16 protein-coding genes are annotated in these 19404 nt (G+C 37.8%); 13 read left to right on the forward strand and 3 right to left on the reverse strand.

The genetic code is table 11. The annotated features are described in order from the left end of the window. Positions 1–71: 71 nt before the first annotated feature. The 5 genes from BUC12_RS12555 to BUC12_RS12575 all read left to right on the forward strand — a co-directional run bounded on the left by BUC12_RS12555 (position 72) and on the right by BUC12_RS12575 (position 3099). Positions 72–842 carry a 3'-5' exonuclease gene (locus BUC12_RS12555; RefSeq protein WP_062179855.1) on the forward strand — a complete coding sequence of 257 codons (771 nt, stop codon included), beginning with the start codon at positions 72–74 and terminating at the stop codon, positions 840–842. 2 nt (positions 843–844) lie between these two features. Beyond that, a complete protein-coding gene (locus tag BUC12_RS12560) occupies positions 845–1351 on the forward strand; it encodes an SRPBCC family protein (RefSeq protein ID WP_244893474.1) in 507 nt (168 codons plus the stop codon). 137 nt (positions 1352–1488) lie between these two features. Then, positions 1489–2073, forward strand: a complete 585-nt coding sequence (locus tag BUC12_RS12565) for a 50S ribosomal protein L25/general stress protein Ctc (protein WP_062179861.1) — start codon at positions 1489–1491, stop codon at positions 2071–2073. A gap of 11 nt (positions 2074–2084) precedes the next feature. After that, positions 2085–2648, forward strand: a complete 564-nt coding sequence (gene pth / locus BUC12_RS12570) for an aminoacyl-tRNA hydrolase (RefSeq protein ID WP_062179864.1) — start codon at positions 2085–2087, stop codon at positions 2646–2648. A gap of 25 nt (positions 2649–2673) precedes the next feature. Further along, positions 2674–3099 (forward strand): RNA-binding S4 domain-containing protein, encoded by a 426-nt coding sequence (locus BUC12_RS12575; protein WP_062179867.1) that lies wholly within the window; start codon positions 2674–2676, stop codon positions 3097–3099. Between the two features lie 120 nt (positions 3100–3219). On the opposite strand, the gene BUC12_RS12580 is transcribed toward BUC12_RS12575, so the two are convergent. Further along, positions 3220–5763: an ATP-dependent Clp protease ATP-binding subunit gene (locus BUC12_RS12580; RefSeq protein WP_062179870.1), complete on the reverse strand. Its 2544-nt coding sequence runs from the start codon at positions 5761–5763 to the stop codon at positions 3220–3222. 338 nt (positions 5764–6101) lie between these two features. Between BUC12_RS12580 and BUC12_RS12585 the strand changes: the two genes are divergently transcribed. The 8 genes from BUC12_RS12585 (at position 6102) to yidC (ending at position 17342) form a co-directional block, all read left to right on the forward strand. Next, positions 6102–7655, forward strand: coding sequence for a peptide MFS transporter (locus tag BUC12_RS12585; protein WP_082141905.1), 1554 nt, complete (start codon positions 6102–6104; stop codon positions 7653–7655). A gap of 26 nt (positions 7656–7681) precedes the next feature. Continuing rightward, on the forward strand, positions 7682–9097 hold the full coding sequence (locus BUC12_RS12590) for a peptide MFS transporter (protein WP_062179873.1): 1416 nt from the start codon (positions 7682–7684) through the stop codon (positions 9095–9097). A gap of 161 nt (positions 9098–9258) precedes the next feature. Next, complete coding sequence (locus BUC12_RS12595; RefSeq protein WP_062179876.1) at positions 9259–9678, forward strand: YbaN family protein; 420 nt, start codon at positions 9259–9261, stop codon at positions 9676–9678. 147 nt (positions 9679–9825) lie between these two features. Further along, positions 9826–10128, forward strand: coding sequence for a DUF3467 domain-containing protein (locus tag BUC12_RS12600; RefSeq protein ID WP_062179879.1), 303 nt, complete (start codon positions 9826–9828; stop codon positions 10126–10128). A 354-nt stretch (positions 10129–10482) separates the two neighbouring features. Next, complete coding sequence (locus BUC12_RS12605; protein WP_062179882.1) at positions 10483–12030, forward strand: cytochrome ubiquinol oxidase subunit I; 1548 nt, start codon at positions 10483–10485, stop codon at positions 12028–12030. Between the two features lie 37 nt (positions 12031–12067). Further along, positions 12068–13234: a cytochrome d ubiquinol oxidase subunit II gene (locus tag BUC12_RS12610; protein WP_062179886.1), complete on the forward strand. Its 1167-nt coding sequence runs from the start codon at positions 12068–12070 to the stop codon at positions 13232–13234. Between the two features lie 448 nt (positions 13235–13682). Then, complete coding sequence (locus BUC12_RS12615) at positions 13683–15293, forward strand: CTP synthase (protein WP_062179889.1); 1611 nt, start codon at positions 13683–13685, stop codon at positions 15291–15293. Positions 15294–15386: 93 nt separating this feature from the next. After that, positions 15387–17342: a membrane protein insertase YidC gene (gene yidC / locus BUC12_RS12620; RefSeq protein WP_062179892.1), complete on the forward strand. Its 1956-nt coding sequence runs from the start codon at positions 15387–15389 to the stop codon at positions 17340–17342. An 81-nt stretch (positions 17343–17423) separates the two neighbouring features. Here yidC and pyrF read toward each other — a convergent pair whose 3' ends face one another. Together pyrF and prfA are read right to left on the reverse strand one after the other, a co-directional pair. Next, positions 17424–18251 carry an orotidine-5'-phosphate decarboxylase gene (pyrF, locus tag BUC12_RS12625; RefSeq protein ID WP_062179894.1) on the reverse strand — a complete coding sequence of 276 codons (828 nt, stop codon included), beginning with the start codon at positions 18249–18251 and terminating at the stop codon, positions 17424–17426. A gap of 17 nt (positions 18252–18268) precedes the next feature. Next, positions 18269–19354: a peptide chain release factor 1 gene (prfA, locus tag BUC12_RS12630; protein WP_062179896.1), complete on the reverse strand. Its 1086-nt coding sequence runs from the start codon at positions 19352–19354 to the stop codon at positions 18269–18271. Positions 19355–19404 lie beyond the last annotated feature (50 nt).

A 19404-nucleotide genomic window follows, 5' to 3' on the forward strand; every position in this document is an offset into this window, starting at 1 on the left:
ATATAAGAATATGAAGATATTATCATTTCGTCAAACGGGATGATAATATTTTCATTAAATACTCGTACTAAATGGAATTAAATTTAAAGAATCCTATAGTTTTTTTTGACCTCGAAACTACAGGCACAAACATTACTCACGACAGAATAGTTGAAATTTCAATACTTAAAGTTTTCCCGAATGGAAAACAAGAAGTCAAAACCAAGCGCATTAACCCCGAAATGCCTATACCTAAAGAGTCGTCGGATATACATGGTATAACAGATGAAGATGTAAAGGATGCTCCGACATTTCGGCAGGTGGCTAAGTCTCTGGCCGATCAGATCGAAGGATGTGACCTGGCCGGCTTTAATTCGAGCCGTTTTGATATTCCTTTGTTGGCAGAAGAGTTTTTACGTGTAGGTCTGGATGTTGATTTCTCTAAAAAGAAGCTTATTGATGTTCAGATAATATTCCATAAGAAAGAACAACGTACCCTGGAGGCTGCTTATAAGTTTTACTGCGATAAAAAACTCGAGGATGCTCACTCTGCTGAAGCAGATACAATAGCTACATTCGAAGTATTAAAAGCTCAGCTAGATCGTTATGAGGATTTACCTAATGATATGGCTAAATTGGCAGAAGACTATTCTTTCTTTAATAATAATGTCGATCTGGCAGGGCGTATTATCAAGAATGAAAACGGTATAGAGGTCTTTAACTTCGGTAAACATAAAGGAAAGCCGGTTTCGGAGATTCTAAGAATAGAACCGAGCTTTTATGCATGGATGATGGATGCCGATTTTCCCTTAAATACTAAACAAACCCTGACAAAGATAAAATTAAGGGAAATGAATAAATGAAGATGATGGCATGTTATATATTGCTGTTCATTGCTGGACTTATTCTTGTCGTTTTCATTGTCGGACTGTGTCTGCCCAAAGAGAGAGTGGTCATATGCCAGACAACATTAAATGCTCCTCCCGAAAATGTATATAATATTGTAACAGACAATGATAACTGGCATTATCGTAAATCTATCCAAGAATTGCGTATAGTGGATCGTAACGGAGGCGCTGAGAAATGGGTTGAAACATCAGCAGATGGAACCACTATAGATTTTGCTACCAGAGAAAAGATTCCATATTCATTTTATTCATTCGATATGGAAAGTAAGCTGTTTAAAGGATATTGGACGGCTGATATTAAAGAAATAGCTGGAGGTAAGACTTTATTTACAGCAACAGAATATATACAAGTGAAAAATCCGGTCATTAAAGTGTTATCATATTTATTCTTTGATATAAAGAAATTGATGGCTGACTACCAAAATGACTTAATGCTTGAAATAGAAAAGAGAAATTCTAAGTAATAGGATATAAAAGTTCATATATGGTATTTGAACTTCATAAATAAAGATTTATCTTTGCAGTCGCTTTTCTTGAAAGCCCGTGTGATGGGAACTAAGGAATAGTCCTTAATTTGAGTAACACAATTTAAAATTAGAAAATGAAAACATTTGAATTAAAAGGATCATTAAGATCAGACTTAGGAAAAAAAGCTACGAAAGCAGTTCGTAGAGAAGGAGTTATTCCAGCTGTTATTTACGGTGGAGAAAAATCAACAGATGCTATCTCTTTCGGAGTTGCAGCTTCGGATGTACGTAAATTAATTTACACTCCAGAGATTTTCCTTGTGAATTTGACGCTTGACGGAAAAGAATATAAGGCTATCTTGAAAGACATTCAGTTCCATGCTGTATCGGATGAAGTTCTTCACTTGGATTTCCTTCATGTATTTGAAGATAAACCAATCGTTATCGAAGTTCCTGTAGTATTAGATGGTTTGGCTGAAGGTGTTAAAGCCGGGGGTAAATTATCTTTGGATACTCGTAAACTGAAAGTGAAAGCATTGTACAAAAATGTACCTGAGAAACTTCACATCAATATTGAACACCTGTCTCTAGGTAAATCTATTCAGGTAGGAGAATTGAGTTTCGATGGTCTTGAGTTATTAAATGCTAAGAATGCTGTAGTATGCCGCGTTCAATTGACTCGTGCTGCAAGAGGTCTTGCTGCTAAGGGCGGTAAATAAGAGAGACATTAATGAAATACTTAATTGCTGGTTTGGGCAATATTGGCGACGAATACCAATATACCCGGCACAATATAGGATTCAGAGTATTGGACGCTTTAGCAAAGGCGTCCAATATTGTTTTCACCGATAGGCGTTATGGAGAGGTTGCAGAATTGAAAGTGAAAGGTAAAACTTTGATCTTGCTAAAGCCCTCTACATATATGAACCTTAGTGGAAATGCTATACGGTATTGGCTGAAGGAAGAAAAAATACCGGTTGAGAATCTTTTGGTTATAGTCGATGACCTTGCGTTGCCGTTCGGTTCGCTTCGGTTGAAAGGAAAGGGTAGTGATGCCGGGCATAATGGTTTAAGAAGTATCCAGTCCATATTAGGTACGCAGGTTTATTCGAGGCTAAGGTTTGGTATTGGAAATGATTTTGCTAAAGGACGGCAAGTCGATTATGTATTAGGTGAGTTTTCGGAAGAAGAAGAAGCCGCTTTGCCTGAGCGTCTGAAAACTGCAGACGAAATAATAAAAAGTTTCTGCTTGGCAGGTTTGCAAAATACTATGAATCAGTATAATAACAAGTAAGAAGCTGTAGTATAAGTTTGTTATTATGAAAGAAGATAAAAACGAAGTACGTATAGACAAATGGTTATGGTCGGTCAGACTATTTAAAACCAGAACTCTGGCTGTAGAGGCTTGTAAAAAGGGAAGGGTTTCGATACAAGGGACCACTATAAAACCATCAAGAAATATTAAGGTCGGGGAGATCATACAAATAAGAAAATCTCCGATATCTTACTCTTTTGAAGTATTAGCGCTTGCTGATAAGCGGATGGGAGCAAAGCTTGTACCCGAATATATGAAGGATGTAACTCCTGAATCTGAATATAAAATCCTGGAATTAAGCAAGGCCAGTGGTTTTGTTGATAGGGGAAGAGGGATGGGACGCCCAACAAAGAAGGATCGCCGGGATCTGGAGGACTTTATTGACGATTCGTTTTTCGACGAATGGGATTTTGATTCGGACGAAGGTTGAGAAATTTATAAGTTCTTTTTTTTTTGTAAGATATAGTCTTGTAGAACTATATTTTAATTATAAAATAATAAAGGGATGCCTAATATTTAAGCATCCCTTTATCTATGTTATAGTTTCTGATTATGAAACAGTTTCTTCAACTTTCTGAGTGACTTTTATTTTGCCTGCTTCTTTATCTAAAGTAGCCTCAATAATGTCACCTTCTTTTAAGTTTCCGGCTAAGATCAATTCCGCGATTTCATCTTCGAGGTATGTTTGAATAGCTCTTTTCAGAGGTCTTGCTCCAAATTGAACATCATATCCTTTATCCGCAATAAAGTCTTTAGCCTCGTTTGTCAGTACCAGAGTATAACCGAGTTCTTTGATGCGTTTGTTGAAGTCGCTCATGTCAATGTCAATGATCTTATTGATAGATTCTTTGCTCAACTGATCGAATGTTACAATATCATCGATACGGTTCAAAAATTCAGGAGAGAATGTCTTATTTAATGCTTTCTGAATTATGCTCCTTGAATATTCGTTGTTCACATTGTCAAGGGCATTACCTGCACTGAATCCTACACCTTTTCCGAAATCTTTCAACTGGCGTGTTCCGACGTTCGATGTCATTATAAGAATTGTATTCTTAAAATCAACCTTATGTCCAAGACTATCAGTTAGATGTCCTTCATCTAATACCTGTAATAACAGGTTGAAGACATCCGGGTGGGCTTTTTCTATTTCATCTAGCAATACAACAGAATAAGGTTTCCGACGTACTTTCTCAGTCATAAGTCCACCTTCTTCGTATCCGACATATCCGGGAGGCGCTCCGACAAGACGCGATACATTGAATTTCTCCATATACTCACTCATATCGATACGGATAAGTGCATCTGCAGAGTCGAATAACTGTTCTGCGATCTTTTTTGCTAAGTGGGTTTTACCGACACCGGTTGGTCCTAAGAACATAAATGTACCGATTGGTTTATTGGGGTCTTTAAGTCCTACACGGTTTCGTTGTATAGCCTTCACTATTTTATTAATCGCATCATCCTGCCCGATAACAGCCTTTTTCAAAGATTCTTTCATGCCCAGAAGTTTCAATCCTTCAGCCTCTGCAATACTTTGTACCGGTATGCCGGACATCATGGATATTACCTCTGCTACTTTTTCTTCGTCAACAGTCTGTGGTTGCTCCTTCAGTTGTTTTTCCCAGTTTGTTTCTTCCTGTTCCAACTGAAGTAACAACTGGCGTTGTTTATCCCTGAAACTGGCAGCAAGTTCATATTTCTGAGCTTTAACTGCACTGGTTTTCTGATCGACAATATCTTTCAATGAATTTTCAAGTTCTTCTATAACAGGTGGAACATTGATATTAGCCAGGTGCATTCTGGAACCGGCTTCATCAAGAGCATCGATTGCTTTATCAGGGAAATTACGGTCTGTGATATACCTGTCGGTCAGTTTAACACAAGCTTCGAGAGCTGCGTCTGTATATTTAACATTGTGATGGTCTTCGTAACGCTCTTTGATATTTTTCAATATCTGGAGAGTTTCTTCTGCAGTAGTTGGCTCAACCAACACTTTCTGGAAACGCCTTTCCAAAGCACCGTCTTTCTCAATATTCTTTCTATATTCATCCAGAGTCGTTGCTCCAATACATTGTATTTCACCTCTGGCCAAAGCCGGTTTCAACATATTAGCAGCATCAAGCGATCCGGTTGCACCTCCTGCACCGACAATAGTGTGTATCTCATCTATAAATAAGATGATATTGGGGTTTTTGGACAACTCATTCAGGATAGCTTTAATACGTTCTTCAAATTGTCCCCGATATTTAGTTCCGGCAACAACAGAAGCCATGTCCAGAGATATAACGCGCTTGTCGAATAATATTCTGGATACCTTCTTTTGAATGATACGTAAAGCCAGACCTTCAACAATAGCTGATTTTCCTACACCCGGCTCACCGATAAGTATCGGATTGTTTTTCTTCCGGCGGCTTAGTATTTGAGCCAGCCGTTCAATTTCCTTTTCGCGGCCTACTATCGGATCTAACTTGTTTTCCTGTGCAGCCTTAGTCATATCTGTACCGAAGTTATCCAGTACAGGTGTATCAGAGGCTTGGCGCGATTGTTGAGTGTTGACATTCTGGTATGGCGCTGCATTATCCAGAGAGTCATCATCTTCGTCGTCTGTAAAGTCTGCTCCCATTTTAGGAGACAGGTCTTTATCGATATTTTCGTCTAAATTTTTGATATACATAAATGCTCCTGCGTAATTAAGATTTCGTGATTCCAAAGCTTGCGCTGCAATATTGTCACTGTCTTTTAATATTGCCAATAGCAAGTGTTCCGAATCTGTTTCTCTACTTTTGGTGAGACGAGCTTCTAAAATGCTAAGTCTCAAAATTTTTTCTGTATTTTTAGTTAAAACTACCTCTTTGTTTTCAGTATTAAGAGGCATATCATGTTGATTGGTAATGCGGCTATCCACATCCAGCTTCAAATCGTTCAAATCTATACCAAAATCACCCAATGCCTGTATGGCCACTCCTTCTCCGTTGCGGAGAATTCCAAGCATCAAATGTTCAGGTCCCAGATAAGAGTTCTGAAGGCGTCCGGCTTCCTCACGACTATAATTCATGATTTTGCGGACTCTTTGTGAAAAATTATTCTCCATAATCTTTATACCTTTTTATTTGATGTGTTGTATCATACAAATATATGAATTGTATTCAACTTCCTACTAATTTTTAAGTTCTACTAACTCTAAACAAAAATGATGCCACAAAAGTTGCTGTGGTTTTTATCATTTTATCTATGGGCGAAAGACAACCTTTATTAAGTAAATATATAATTCTTTCGGTAAAGGTGGCGGTGATGTATAGTTAAATGTCTTAAAACGACCTGTAAATAAGAAAGAAAATAGCATTAATCAGATAAAGATTGACAAAATGAGACCTGACTCAATTATTTTTTTTATTTTTGTCATATAAAGAAGTATAGAGACATATAATAATGAGAACATCAGATCCGGAGTTGGGCTCGTCTGAAGAGTCGGCTCGAAAAGATGGAGGCGCATCTGCAAAGAGTGCAGAATTGACCTTAGAGCAAATACAAAATTTTGAAGGTAAGTATCCTAAACAGTTATGGTATCTGTTTACGGTAGAAATGTGGGAACGTTTTTGTTTCTACGGAATGCGTGGGATTTTAACCATATTCATGGTTGATCGTTTATTCCTTCATGAGAAGGAAGCTAACCTTAAATACGGAGCTATACAAGCTTTCGTTTATGCCTTTACTTTTCTGGGCGGTATTTTTGCAGACAAAATACTGGGGTTCAAAAAATCCCTGACTTTCGGTGCTTTCATGATGATTCTTGGTAATGCTCTTATTGCTGTATCACCGGATCATTTCTTTTATATTGGTATAACCTTGTCGGTGATCGGTACAGGCTTTTTCAAACCGAATATTTCATCGATGGTCGGATATTTATATAAAGACGGAGATTCGAGAAAGGAAGCCGGTTTCAGCCTTTTCTATGCAGGTATCAATGTGGGTGCTTTATTAGGAGGTGCAGTTTGTGTCTGGTTAGGTAAAAATCATTCATGGAGTTTGGCCTTTCTGGCTGCTGCGATTGTAATGTTTCTAGGATTGGTAACTTTCACCCTGACTAAAAAACACCTGGGACCTATTGGAGACAGTCCTCTTAAGGAAGCTTTACCAAAGGTGAGATTGAAAAAGGAGGTTTTTGTATACATAATTGCCCTTCTAACTATTCCTCTTATTTATATAATGATTCAGAATACCGATTATACCGATTACTTTATGTATACAATCGGTCCTCTGGCATTGATATATTTCTTCTATCAGTTTATGAAGGTGTCGACAAAAGCTGACAGGAAAAAACTGACAGCCGCCTTAATACTGATTCTTTTATCTATTGTCTTTTTTGCATTATTCGAGCAGGCAGGAGGTTCTCTTGCTTTATTCGCAAAGAATAATCTACATGATAAACTTCTATTCTTCCATATCGATCCTAATATTGTAAATAATGGCGCCAATGCCTTTTTTGTCATAGCCTTTGCGCCGTTGTTAGGCTTGGTCTGGGTTTGGCTCGATAAAAGACGTCTGGAGCCAAATACAGTTGTGAAATTTGGTATTAGCTTTATTTTGCTGGCTGTATCATATTATATATTGTTTTCGACACGCCTATTTGCGAATGAAAATGGTATCACTTCGTTAAATGTCTTTACGGGAGCCTATTTTGTGATGACTATAGCCGAGCTATGTTTGTCGCCAATCGGTTTGTCTATGATTACAAGTCTGTCACCGAAGCATCTTTCAGGAATGATGATGGGGCTTTGGTTTCTGGCAAGTGCATACGGACAGTATCTCGCAGGACTTATCGGTGCCGGTATTTCTAACCCGAATGAAAATGCAACATTACTTGAAAAACTAGATTCATACACAAGTGGATACGGGCAACTGGCTTTGTATGCTGTAATAGTAGGGGTTCTGGTATTGATATTTTCCCCCATTGTCAGGAAACTGATGCAGGAAGTGAAATAAATTAAAAAAACTATATCTTATATTTTATGTCAACGGAAACAAAAGTTTTTAGAGAACCTTCCGGGAAAAAATTCTTAGGACATCCTGTCGGACTCTATCTGTTATTCTTCACAGAGTTGTGGGAACGCTTTTCATACTATGGAATGCGCGCCATACTAATTTTATATCTTACAAAATCATACCTCGAAGGTGGACTTGGCTTTGATGAATCGTATGCCGGTCTTTTGTATGGATGGTTTACCGGATTAGTATATTTTACCCCTCTCATCGGAGGTTGGCTGGCAGATAAGTATCTAGGACACCGAAAAGCAATTACTATAGGAGGTTGCACTATGTTTCTGGGGCAAATGGTTTTGTTTCTGGTGGCATCTAAAGCCGGGCTATATGCCGGTTTATTGTTATTGATCATCGGTAACGGATTCTTCAAGCCTAATATCTCGACTATGGTCGGTGGCTTGTATAAACCGGGTGATGCTAAGCGCGATTCAGCATTCTCTATATTCTATATGGGTATCAATGTTGGGGCATTCTTTGCGCCTTTTGTCGTGGGACTAATGGCTAATACGTGGTTTGCGGATGTTGATAGTACAACCGGCAAAATATTACGTCATGCTTATAATTATGGTTTCCTTGCTGCTGCTGTAGGTATGCTGATCGGACAGATATTATTTAATACTTTATCTAATAAACTTTTGGGTGATCTTGGTGTTGAACCTGTTGGCGATAAAAAAGAAGAAGAGGCGATCCGTGAACTGGATAATGTAGCTACTCAGAAGACCCCTCTGACTAAAGAAGAAAAACAACGTACTATTGCTATTTTTGTATACTTCTTCTTTGCTATATTCTTCTTTGCCGGTTTTGAGCAGGCCGGATCTTCCTTTACGTTATATACCGAAAAATTCATAGACAGATCGGTTGGCGATTTTATGATTCCTACCGAATGGTTCCAATCGATAAATCCACTTTTCATTGTTTTACTGACTCCCGTTTTCGCTATGTTCTGGCCTTCTAAGTTGGGGCAAAAGGTTAGTACTCCTGTTAAAATGGGTATGGGCTTAGTATTATTAGGTATTGGATTCTTATTCATGCTTGGTGCTACTTTCCAACGGGGCGGAGATGTTGCCGATACAACAATAAAAGCAAGTATCTTCTGGATGATATTTACTTACTTCCTGCATACAGTAGGTGAGCTGTGTTTATCACCTGTAGGTCTGTCAACTGTAACAAAACTAGCTCCTCCTAAGCTGGCTTCGCTATTGATGGGTGTATGGTTGTTGTCTTCATTCTTCGGTAATTTGATAGCCGGACAGGTATCATCGGCAACCAGCTCTTTAGGAGCAGGATCAGTATATCAGGTTCTCGCTGTTGCTGCGATCGCATTCGGGGTTGCTCTATTGTGCCTGAATAAGGTGTTGTTGAAAATGATGCATGGCGTACGATAAAATATAATAATAAAAGAGAAACCGCTTTCGATACTTATTCGAAAGCGGTTTCTTTTTATCTATAAGGATTGATTTAACATCGGGATGTTTCATTTTGATCAAAGAAGCTCTATTTTTGTATAGAACAAAAGATTCAAAATTACTTCAACTCCGATCTTTATATGAGAAAATATATATTTATTATTTGTGGGACTATAAGTCTTGCTCTAGGGCTTTTAGGTATTATTACTCCCGGACTGCCAACAACTCCTTTTATTTTACTGACAGGCTTTCTGTATGCTAAGAGTTCTCCGAAACTATATAAAAAACTGGAGGATAATAAAGTGACAGGAATGTACCTGAAGCGTCTTCAGAATGGTCTTGGCTGGAAAGCCCGTCTGGCCTCTATTTCGTTAATGTGGGTTATGATATGCATTACAGCTTTCTGGGTATTTGAGGATGGAAGCACTATGCGGTACGTCATGTTAGGTTTGGGAGGGATTGGTACAATAGCCCAGTTGATTGCTTTAAGAAAGAGAAAACCCAAAGTTATTGTACAGGAAATTGAAATAGAAGAGGAAAAAGAGAATCGTTATCAATAATATTGATGAACAATATAAATAACTTATGAGTTATATAAGGAAATGGCATCTGAAAAATTTTGCCATTCTGACAGATTTAATTTTCTTTGTATAAACAATGGTTAACAAATAAAAACTGTTGAAATATAAACTTATTTAAAAACAATTATGAGCGAAAAAGATCAACAAAATCAAATACAAATAGAATTGACAGAAGATGTTGCACAAGGAACATACGCTAATCTGGCGGTGATAACTCACTCTTCTTCAGAGTTTGTCCTTGATTTTATCAGAATAGTACCGGGTGTGCCTAAGGCCAAAGTTAAGTCTCGTGTAATTTTATCACCTGAACATGCTAAACGTTTATTATTGGCTTTGAATGATAACATAAGCCAATACGAAAGAATACAAGGTAAAATAAACCTTGACGGAGGATCGGTTGGTGATTTTACGCCTGTAGGGCAAGCTTAAGCCGGAAGATTCCGGTTTATGATATTTTAATTTATCTTTACAAAATTAGTAAGAGGAAAAACTATCCTGTTATCTGTTCTCTCTTACGGGGTGAGCAGATAATATGGAGGTCTTCCGATAATAACCAAATCTTATACTACTGAATCATCATGAATCAATTATTATAGGTTAATAATTATAATTTATATGGAAAAGGATAATAACATACCCAAGTTTAACTTTTTCAGGATGTTTCGTGGTGGTTTCAATAGTATGGTATTCGAGAATACGGTCTGGGGTTATTAAGTAATGTATCATATTTAAGATACAATGAAGCGGGTCAAAAGCAGAATTAACTAATATATCATCTATCTTATGGAAATTTTAAACTCTTCACTGATTGACTGGTCAAGAGCTCAGTTTGCTCTAACAGCAATGTATCACTGGCTGTTTGTTCCATTGACATTGGGTTTGGGAGTCATAATGGCTATCATGGAAACGGCGTATGTTCGTACAGGGAATGAGCAGTGGAAACGAACTGCAAAGTTCTGGATGAATATCTTCGGAGTGAACTTTGCCATAGGTGTCGCAACAGGTATCATTATGGAATTCCAGTTTGGAACCAACTGGTCTAATTATTCGTGGTTTGTAGGGGATATTTTTGGTGCACCTTTAGCTATTGAGGCTATAGTTGCATTTTTTATGGAAGCCACATTTATTTCTATAATGTTTTTCGGTTGGGCACGGGTAAGTAAAAAAATGCACTTGGCTGCAACATGGCTGACCGTAACAGGGGCTACACTTTCGGCATTATGGATATTGGTTGCCAATGCATGGATGCAATATCCCGTAGGAATGGAATTTAATCCTGATACAGTACGTAATGAAATGGCTGATTTTTGGGCAGTTGCTTTATCGCCCGTAGCTATTAATAAGTTTACCCATACAGTTGCATCCAGTTGGGTGTTCGGAGCTGCTTTTGTAGCCGGAATTACTGCCTGGTATATGCTTAAAAAGAGAGAGCCCGAATTTACGAAACAAAGTATGAAAGTGGCAGCTATCTTTGGGTTTGTAGGTATTGTACTCACTGCTTGGACAGGTCACGGATCTGCACAACAAGTCGCAGAAAAACAACCTATGAAGCTGGCAGCTATGGAGGGTTTATATGACGGGCAAGAGGGCGCAGGGCTAATTGCTTTTGCAATACCCAATCCCGACAAAAAGTCATACGACGATGGGGTAGATCCATATATAATGAAGATAGAAGTACCAAAAGGTCTGTCTGTGCTTGGGTTTAGTGATTTTGATGCATTTGTACCCGGTATAACAGATATTATCAAAGGCGGATACAAAGACTATAAAGGAGATGTGCAGTTGTCTTTTGCCGAAAAACAAAAAGCCGGAAAAAAAGCGATTCAGGCTTTGGCTGATTATCAAACAGCTCAGAAAGACAGAGATGCTGCTGCAGCTGAAAAGAACAGAGTTATACTGAAAGAGAATTACGCATATTTCGGTTATGGTTATCTGGATAATCCTGACCAATTGGTGCCTCATATACCATTGGTATTCTGGTCGTTCCACGTAATGGTATATCTGGGAGGTTTCTTCGGCGCATTCTTCCTGCTTTTGTGGTTCTTTAATTACAAGAATAAGCTCGAAAACACTAAATGGATGTTATGGATTTCTATCATATCAGTGCCATTGGTTTATATTTGTAGTCAGGCAGGTTGGTTAGTTGCCGAAATTGGCCGTCAACCATGGTCTATACAAGATGTATTGCCTCTACAAACGGCTATATCAGCGTTGAGTGTAGAGTCTGTAAAAATAACATTCTTTATTTTCCTTATATTATTTACTGCGTTACTGGTCGCAGAGATTCGTATTATGTTGAACCAAATTAAAAAAGGACCTAAAGCCGAATAAGTGCTTAATCCGGATTTAATTATAATAAAATATAACTATGATTGATTATTCATTTTTACAACATTACTGGTGGTTCATCATTAGTCTGATCGGCGGTATATTCGCATTTCTGATGTTTGTTCAAGGCGGACAGTCAATGCTGTTCTCTCTGGGTAAGGAAGATAAACACCGTTTTTTGATGGTCAATGCTTTAGGGCGTAAATGGGAATATACATTTACAACATTAGTAACATTCGGAGGAGCTTTATTCGCTTCATTCCCTTTGTTTTATTCGACTAGTTTCGGAGGTGCATACTGGGTATGGATGCTGATTTTGTTCTGTTTCGTTATACAGGCTGTATCCTACGAATATATGTCTAAACCCGGTAATACATGGGGAAAGAAAACGTATCAGGTATTCTTGTTCCTGAATGGTTTATTAGGTACCTTCCTTGTTGGGGTAGCTATCGCAACCTTCTTCACAGGAGCAGAGTTTGCTGTGAATAAAGGTAATATAGCTAACTTAGGAGTTGAGAATGTAACGGGTGTGGTTATCAGTCAATGGCAAAATCCATTGCATGGATTAGAAGCTCTTGGTGACTTCCGTAACTGGTGTCTGGGATTTGCTGTATTCTTCCTTACACGTACTATTGCTTGCTTATTCTTTATAAATCGTCTAGACGATCAGGAATTAGTGGCGCGTTCGCGTAAATTCTTAATTTATAATGCGCTGCCATTCGTTGTATTCTTCTTGGTTTTTGTGATCTGGACTCTCTTATCAACAGGGTATTCGGTAAATCCCGAAACAAAAGCAATAATAGAAGGTGTTGCTAACAAATATTTCTGGAATCTGGTAGAATTGCCGGTTGTAGGTATCGTATTCTTAATTGGAGTGGTTTTAGTTCTATATGGTATTATCCGGACTATACTGTCAACTTCATTCACTTCCGGAGTTTGGTTTAGCGGGGTAGGAACTGTGCTTACAGTATGTGCTTTATTACTGATAACAGGGTTTAATAATACACCTTATTATCCGTCAAGTGTAAATCCGCAAAGTTCGCTTACACTTCAAAATTCATCATCGAGTGAGTTTACTCTTACAGCTATGTTCTATGTATCATTACTTGTGCCTTTTGTACTGGCATATATTATCTATGCATGGAATGCTTTGGAAAAGAAAAAATTCAAGAAAGAAGATTTGAAAGAAGACGGGCACGTTTATTAATCGATTGAAATTTATTGAAATAGAGTAGGGGATGGCTTTTTGGTCATCCCCTGTTTTTATCTATGAATAAAATGTTACACATTGAAAATGAAAAAATAAATTCAAAAATGGTGTCACTTTTGTCACCTTTGTCACCTTTCGAGAGTTTATCGTTTGAAAATCAATAGCAAAGAAACGTGACAAACTAAACAAAAAGTAGACAAACAATGTATACCTATGTTTCTTTTTGCAGGACACTTAATGTTTACTAAATGATCTGACATTTTGGAAAAATAGGACAGCATAACGGGCAATATCTATTGATATTTTTTGTACTTTTGCAGACTTAGAGTCGCAGAGTTATTTGTTGCTTTGGCAAGTGCAATTATATCAAATAGTTACTATTAAATGATATGTGTGATGTGCTTGCTTTATTGATTTGTGAATATCTATTATAAAATATACAATCGTGACTGATACTAAGTACATTTTTGTAACCGGAGGCGTTATATCTTCTTTAGGAAAAGGTATTATTGCATCCTCCCTCGGCAAATTACTTCAAGCCCGAGGATATAAAGTAACTATCCAAAAACTAGACCCATACATCAATATTGATCCGGGTACCCTCAATCCTTACGAGCATGGCGAATGCTATGTGACTGTAGACGGACATGAGGCCGATTTGGATTTAGGTCATTACGAACGCTTTTTGAATGAGCCTACCCACCGGGATAATAACATTACCACGGGACGTATTTATCAGAATGTTATAAATAAAGAACGTAAAGGCGATTATCTGGGTAAAACGGTACAGATAGTACCTCATATTACTGACGAAATCAGACGTAATATAAAATTATTGGGTGCAAAATACAACTATGATTTTGTGATTACAGAGATCGGCGGAACTGTTGGTGATATTGAATCTCTACCTTTTATTGAGAGTGTACGTCAGTTACGCTGGGAGTTGGGTGCAAAGAATAGCTATTGTATTCATCTGACTTATGTGCCTTATATTACAGCAGCTGGAGAAGTAAAAACCAAACCTACACAACATTCTGTTAAGAATTTGCAGTCGTCCGGAGTTCAGCCCGATATGCTGGTTTTACGGACAGAATATATGCTGAATAAGGATATTCTACGCAAGGTGGCGTTATTCTGTAATGTGGATGCAGATGCTGTAGTGCAGTCTGTAGATGTTTCTACAATATACGAAGTTCCTCTTAAAATGCAGGAACAGAATATGGACGAGATCATTTTGCGTAAGCTGGGTATTACTCCCGGTGCTAAACCTGAATTAAAGTCTTGGAAAGATTTTCTGGACAAGAAGAAGAACGCAAAAGAAACGATCAGTATCGGACTTGTCGGAAAATATGTCGAATTACATGATGCATATAAGTCTATTAACGAGTCGCTGTTACAAGCTTCTATATATAATGACCGTAAACTGGATTTACAGTTTATACATTCGGACAAATTGACGGATGAGAATATATCTGAGAAATTGTCAAATTTAGATGGCATAGTTATTGCTCCCGGATTTGGACAACGAGGAATCGAAGGTAAGTTTAAAGCGTTGAAGTTTGCCCGCGAGAACGACATACCGACTTTCGGTATTTGTTTAGGTATGCAGTGTATGGTGATCGAATATGCCCGTAATGTTTTGGGTATGGAGGATGCCAATTCGACCGAAATGAATCCTCAAAGCTCGTATAAAGTAATTGACCTGATGGAAGAACAGAAGAATATTACTAATATGGGCGGATCGATGCGGTTAGGTGCATATAAATGTTGCCTCGAAAAGGGTACATTAGTTTATGCAGCATACGGGAAAGATGTGGTTGAAGAACGTCATCGTCATCGTTTCGAGTTTAATAACGAATATAAAACTCAATTTGAACAGGCTGGAATGAAATGCACGGGTATTAATCCTGAAACAGGATTAGTAGAAGTCGTAGAAATTCCAACACTCAAATGGTTTTTGGGTGTACAATTCCATCCGGAATACAACAGTACAGTAATAGCTTCTAATCCATTGTTTATGAGTTTTGTAAAAGCAGTAATTGATAACAAGAAGTAAAAAAAATACAAATAATAAGTAATTATAGGTTGTAGATACTTATCTGACAAGTAATATAAAAGCAACCTTTATTAGTAATTTGCACAGTAATCAATGGATAAAAACACAGGTATTGGCTTTGTTTTAATAGCCGCGATAGTGATTGGTTTCACGGTATTAATGAAACCCAGCCAAGAGGAACTTGCGAGAGAGCAACGATATCAGGATTCTATACAGAATGTTCAGGCAACACAATTAAAAGAAGATATACAAACTGCCGATTCGGCAGACAAGGCTAAACAGTCGGTAGTTGGCGATTTTTTCGATGCCACTACAGCTCAGCCTATAAATGATAGTATTCAGTCTGAAACTACTGATTCTTTATCTGTATCTGCGTTACCATCCGATAGTGGTGTGGAACAAATTGCTACATTAGAGAATGAGAAAATTAGAATTAATTTCTCAACAAAGGGTGGTCAGATGCTTAGTGCTCAACTTAAAGACTACAATACATATGCGGGCGACTCTTTGTTTTTATTTAAAAGTGACGCAAAGCTGGCACTTGAACTAATGAACAAAAAGGGAATAACCCTTAATACTTCTCAAGCTGATTTTAGAGTTATTCAGGGATCAGGAGATGCGCAAACACTGGTGATGCGTATGAATTATTCTGACTCTCAGTATATCGACTTTATTTATGCTCTCTCTCCTAATAGTTATATGTTGAATTTTAACATAGCTGTTGTGGGGATGCAGGATATGCTAAGTGTCGATTGCCTGGAAAGATTCAAACTAAACTGGACTCAAAATTTACGAAGACAAGAAAAGAGTAAAAGTAATGAGCAACGTTACTCTCGTATTCATTATAAAGGTACTGATGGTAGTTTCGAAGGACTTAGCGAATCAAATAGTGAAACAAAAGATGTGCCTACCGGAGTAAAATGGGTCGCATTTAAAGATCAGTTTTTTGCTTCTGTATTGATTACTGACAATGAGTTCGTTTCTCCGGCTTTGAGTTCTACGGTTTTAGAGTCGGAAGATTACTTGAAAAGCTATTCAGCAACATTATACTTTAAGCCGACACTGGCGGAAAAGGGAGCATTGGTAGGAGGCTTCAAATATTTCTTGGGGCCATTAGACTACTATATGCTTAAAGGATATGATGATGGTGTTGAAAATACTCAGCAATTAGATCTTGATAAACTAATCCCTCTGGGATGGTCACTCTTCCGTGTTGTGAATCAGTATTTTGTAATGCCTCTATTTAACATGTTGGAGGGAACAGGTTTACAAATGGGACTTGTTATATTACTTTTGACGGTTATTGTTAAGATTATAATCTCTCCATTAACATACAAGTCTTTCATGTCGTCGGCGAAGATGAGAGTATTGAAACCTCAGGTTGATGAGATTAATGAAAAATATCCGGGACAAGAGAAAGCTATGGAACGCCAAAAGGCTGTTATGCAACTCTACAATCAAGCAGGGGTAAACCCGATGAGCGGATGTATACCTATGCTATTACAAATGCCTATATTATTGGCGCTTTTCTCTTTCTTCCCTTCGGCAATCGAATTGAGACATGAAAGCTTCTTATGGGCATCTGACTTATCTACTTATGATGCGATAATAGAGTGGAATACGAATATCCCTTTAGTATCCAGCTGGTTAGGTAACCATATAAGTTTATTCTGTATATTGATGACTGTAACCAATATTGTCTATACGAAATTCAACATGGATGCTACTAATACTGGTCAACAGCAAATGCCGGGTATGAAGTATATGATGATGTTTATGCCTGTTGTTTTCTTCTTTGTATTGAATAATTATCCTTCAGGACTTACATATTACTATTTCTTGTCGACTTTGATGACAATCATAATCACTCTGGTTTGTCGTTGGGTCATTGACGAAGAGAAAGTATTGGCTAAATTAGAAGAGAATAAAAAGAAGCCAAAGAAGAAAGGTTTTATGGCTCGTTTACAAGAGCAAGCTGAACAGGCACAAAGAACACAGCAACAGCAACAAAAAGGCAAAGGTGGCTCTCAGAACAAAAAGAAGAAGTAAGCTTTAGATATCTGACTAAAATAAAAGCGATTATCAAAATTGATAATCGCTTTTATTTTATATTGTATTGGGGATATTCTTTTATTGGAAAATCTCTTTAAGATAACCGGCCATTTCCTGTTGGATTTTCTTAGCTTCCTGAGTAGCTGCACTCGCAAACTTTTCAGTCGGATCTGCATAGATAATACCTCGCGAAGAGTTTACCAGCAAGCCGCAATCTTTATTCATTCCATATTTTACCACTTCTTCAAGAGAACCTCCTTGTGCACCTACTCCAGGTACTAATAAGAAATGATTTGGTGCATATTTCCTTATTTCGGCAAACATAGAACCTTGGGTTGCCCCTACCACATACATAAGTTGTTCGTCGGTAGCCCATTCCTGAGACTTTTTCAATACTTTCTCAAATAATTTCTCTCCGTTCGAGTCCTCAGTTAACTGAAAATCAGCAGAACCTTTATTTGAAGTCAAAGCGAGAAGTATGACCCATTTATTAGGGTATATAAGGAATGGCTTTACACTATCTTCGCCCATGTACGGCGCAACTGTAACCGCATTGGCTTTTAAGTGTTCGAAGGCTGATTTTGCATACATTTCAGATGTATTGCCAATGTCTCCACGTTTGGCATCCAGTATGATAAACTGTTGTGGATATTTGGTTCTGATGTATTCAATGGTCTTTTCCAATGCCCATATTCCTTTTATTCCGATACTTTCATAAAAAGCAGTATTTGGCTTATATGCAACACAATAAGGGGCCGTTGCATCTATTATAGCTTTGTTAAAACTATAAATAGGGTCCTCTTCTTCAAGAAGGTATGCTGGTATTTTAGTTAAATCAGTATCTAGTCCTACACAAAGGAAGGATTGTTTTTGTTTGATATTTTCTATCAGATTTTCTCTAGTCATCGAAGTATGTATGTGTTTTATAATTCGCTTTCTTTTAATCTTTCTGTATTTTCCACTATTGTCAGTTGATCTATAATCTGTTGTATATCACCATCCATAATAGCAGACAAGTTATAGAGGGTGAGATTGATACGATGATCAGTAACACGTCCTTGCGGATAATTATATGTCCTTATTTTAGCCGAACGGTCTCCGGTGGAAACCATAGTCTTTCTTTTAGATGCTATCTCGTCCAGATACTTTTGATATTCCATGTTATAGATACGTGACCGTAGTTCTACCATGGCTTTAGCTTTATTCTTTAACTGTGATTTTTCATCCTGACACTGAACTGTTATACCGGTCGGAATATGTACTAAACGTATTGCTGAATAGGTTGTATTGACAGATTGTCCTCCATGACCCGATGCACAGAATGTATCGACACGTATATCGGACTCTTTTACTTCTACATCGAATTCTTCTGCTTCGGGAAGTACTGCGACCGTTGAAGCCGATGTATGAACACGTCCCTGTGTTTCCGTAGCAGGAACACGCTGTACGCGATGTACTCCCGATTCGTATTTCAGAACCCCATAAACCCCTTCGCCTGAGACAGTAAATATAATTTCTTTAAATCCACCGGAAGTTCCTTCTGTATAACTGGTAACTTCTGTTTTCCAGCCTTTTGTTTCGCAGAATTTTTGATACATCCTGTATAAGTCCCCTGCAAAGATAGCGGCTTCGTCACCTCCGGTTCCACCACGTATCTCTACTATAGCATCTTTACTATCCTGCGGATCGGCGGGTACAAGGAGAAGTTTTATCTCTTCTTCTAAAACAGGTAAGCGGTTATTTGCGATATCCAATTCTTCTTTCGCTATTTCCCTGAAATCATTGTCTGTTTCATTTTCAAGAATATTCTTGGCTTCCGAAATACTATTAAGGACTTGCTCATATTCTTTTCGTGCATCAACTATTTTTTCTAAGTCTCTATATTCCTTATTTAATTTAACAAAACGCTTCATATCCGATATAACATTTGGATCGGTAATTAATTTACCAATCTCTTCGAAGCGGATTACTAAAACATCTAATTTTTCGAGTAGTGATTGTTGGCTCATTTATATTGACTCCTTATATATGGTGCAAAGATAAGAAAAAGGAGGCAATG

The sequence above is a fragment of the Indolivaga macrotermitis genome (assembly GCF_900128985.1).
GTDB classification, from domain to species: Bacteria; Bacteroidota; Bacteroidia; order Bacteroidales; family Dysgonomonadaceae; genus Dysgonomonas_A; species Dysgonomonas_A macrotermitis.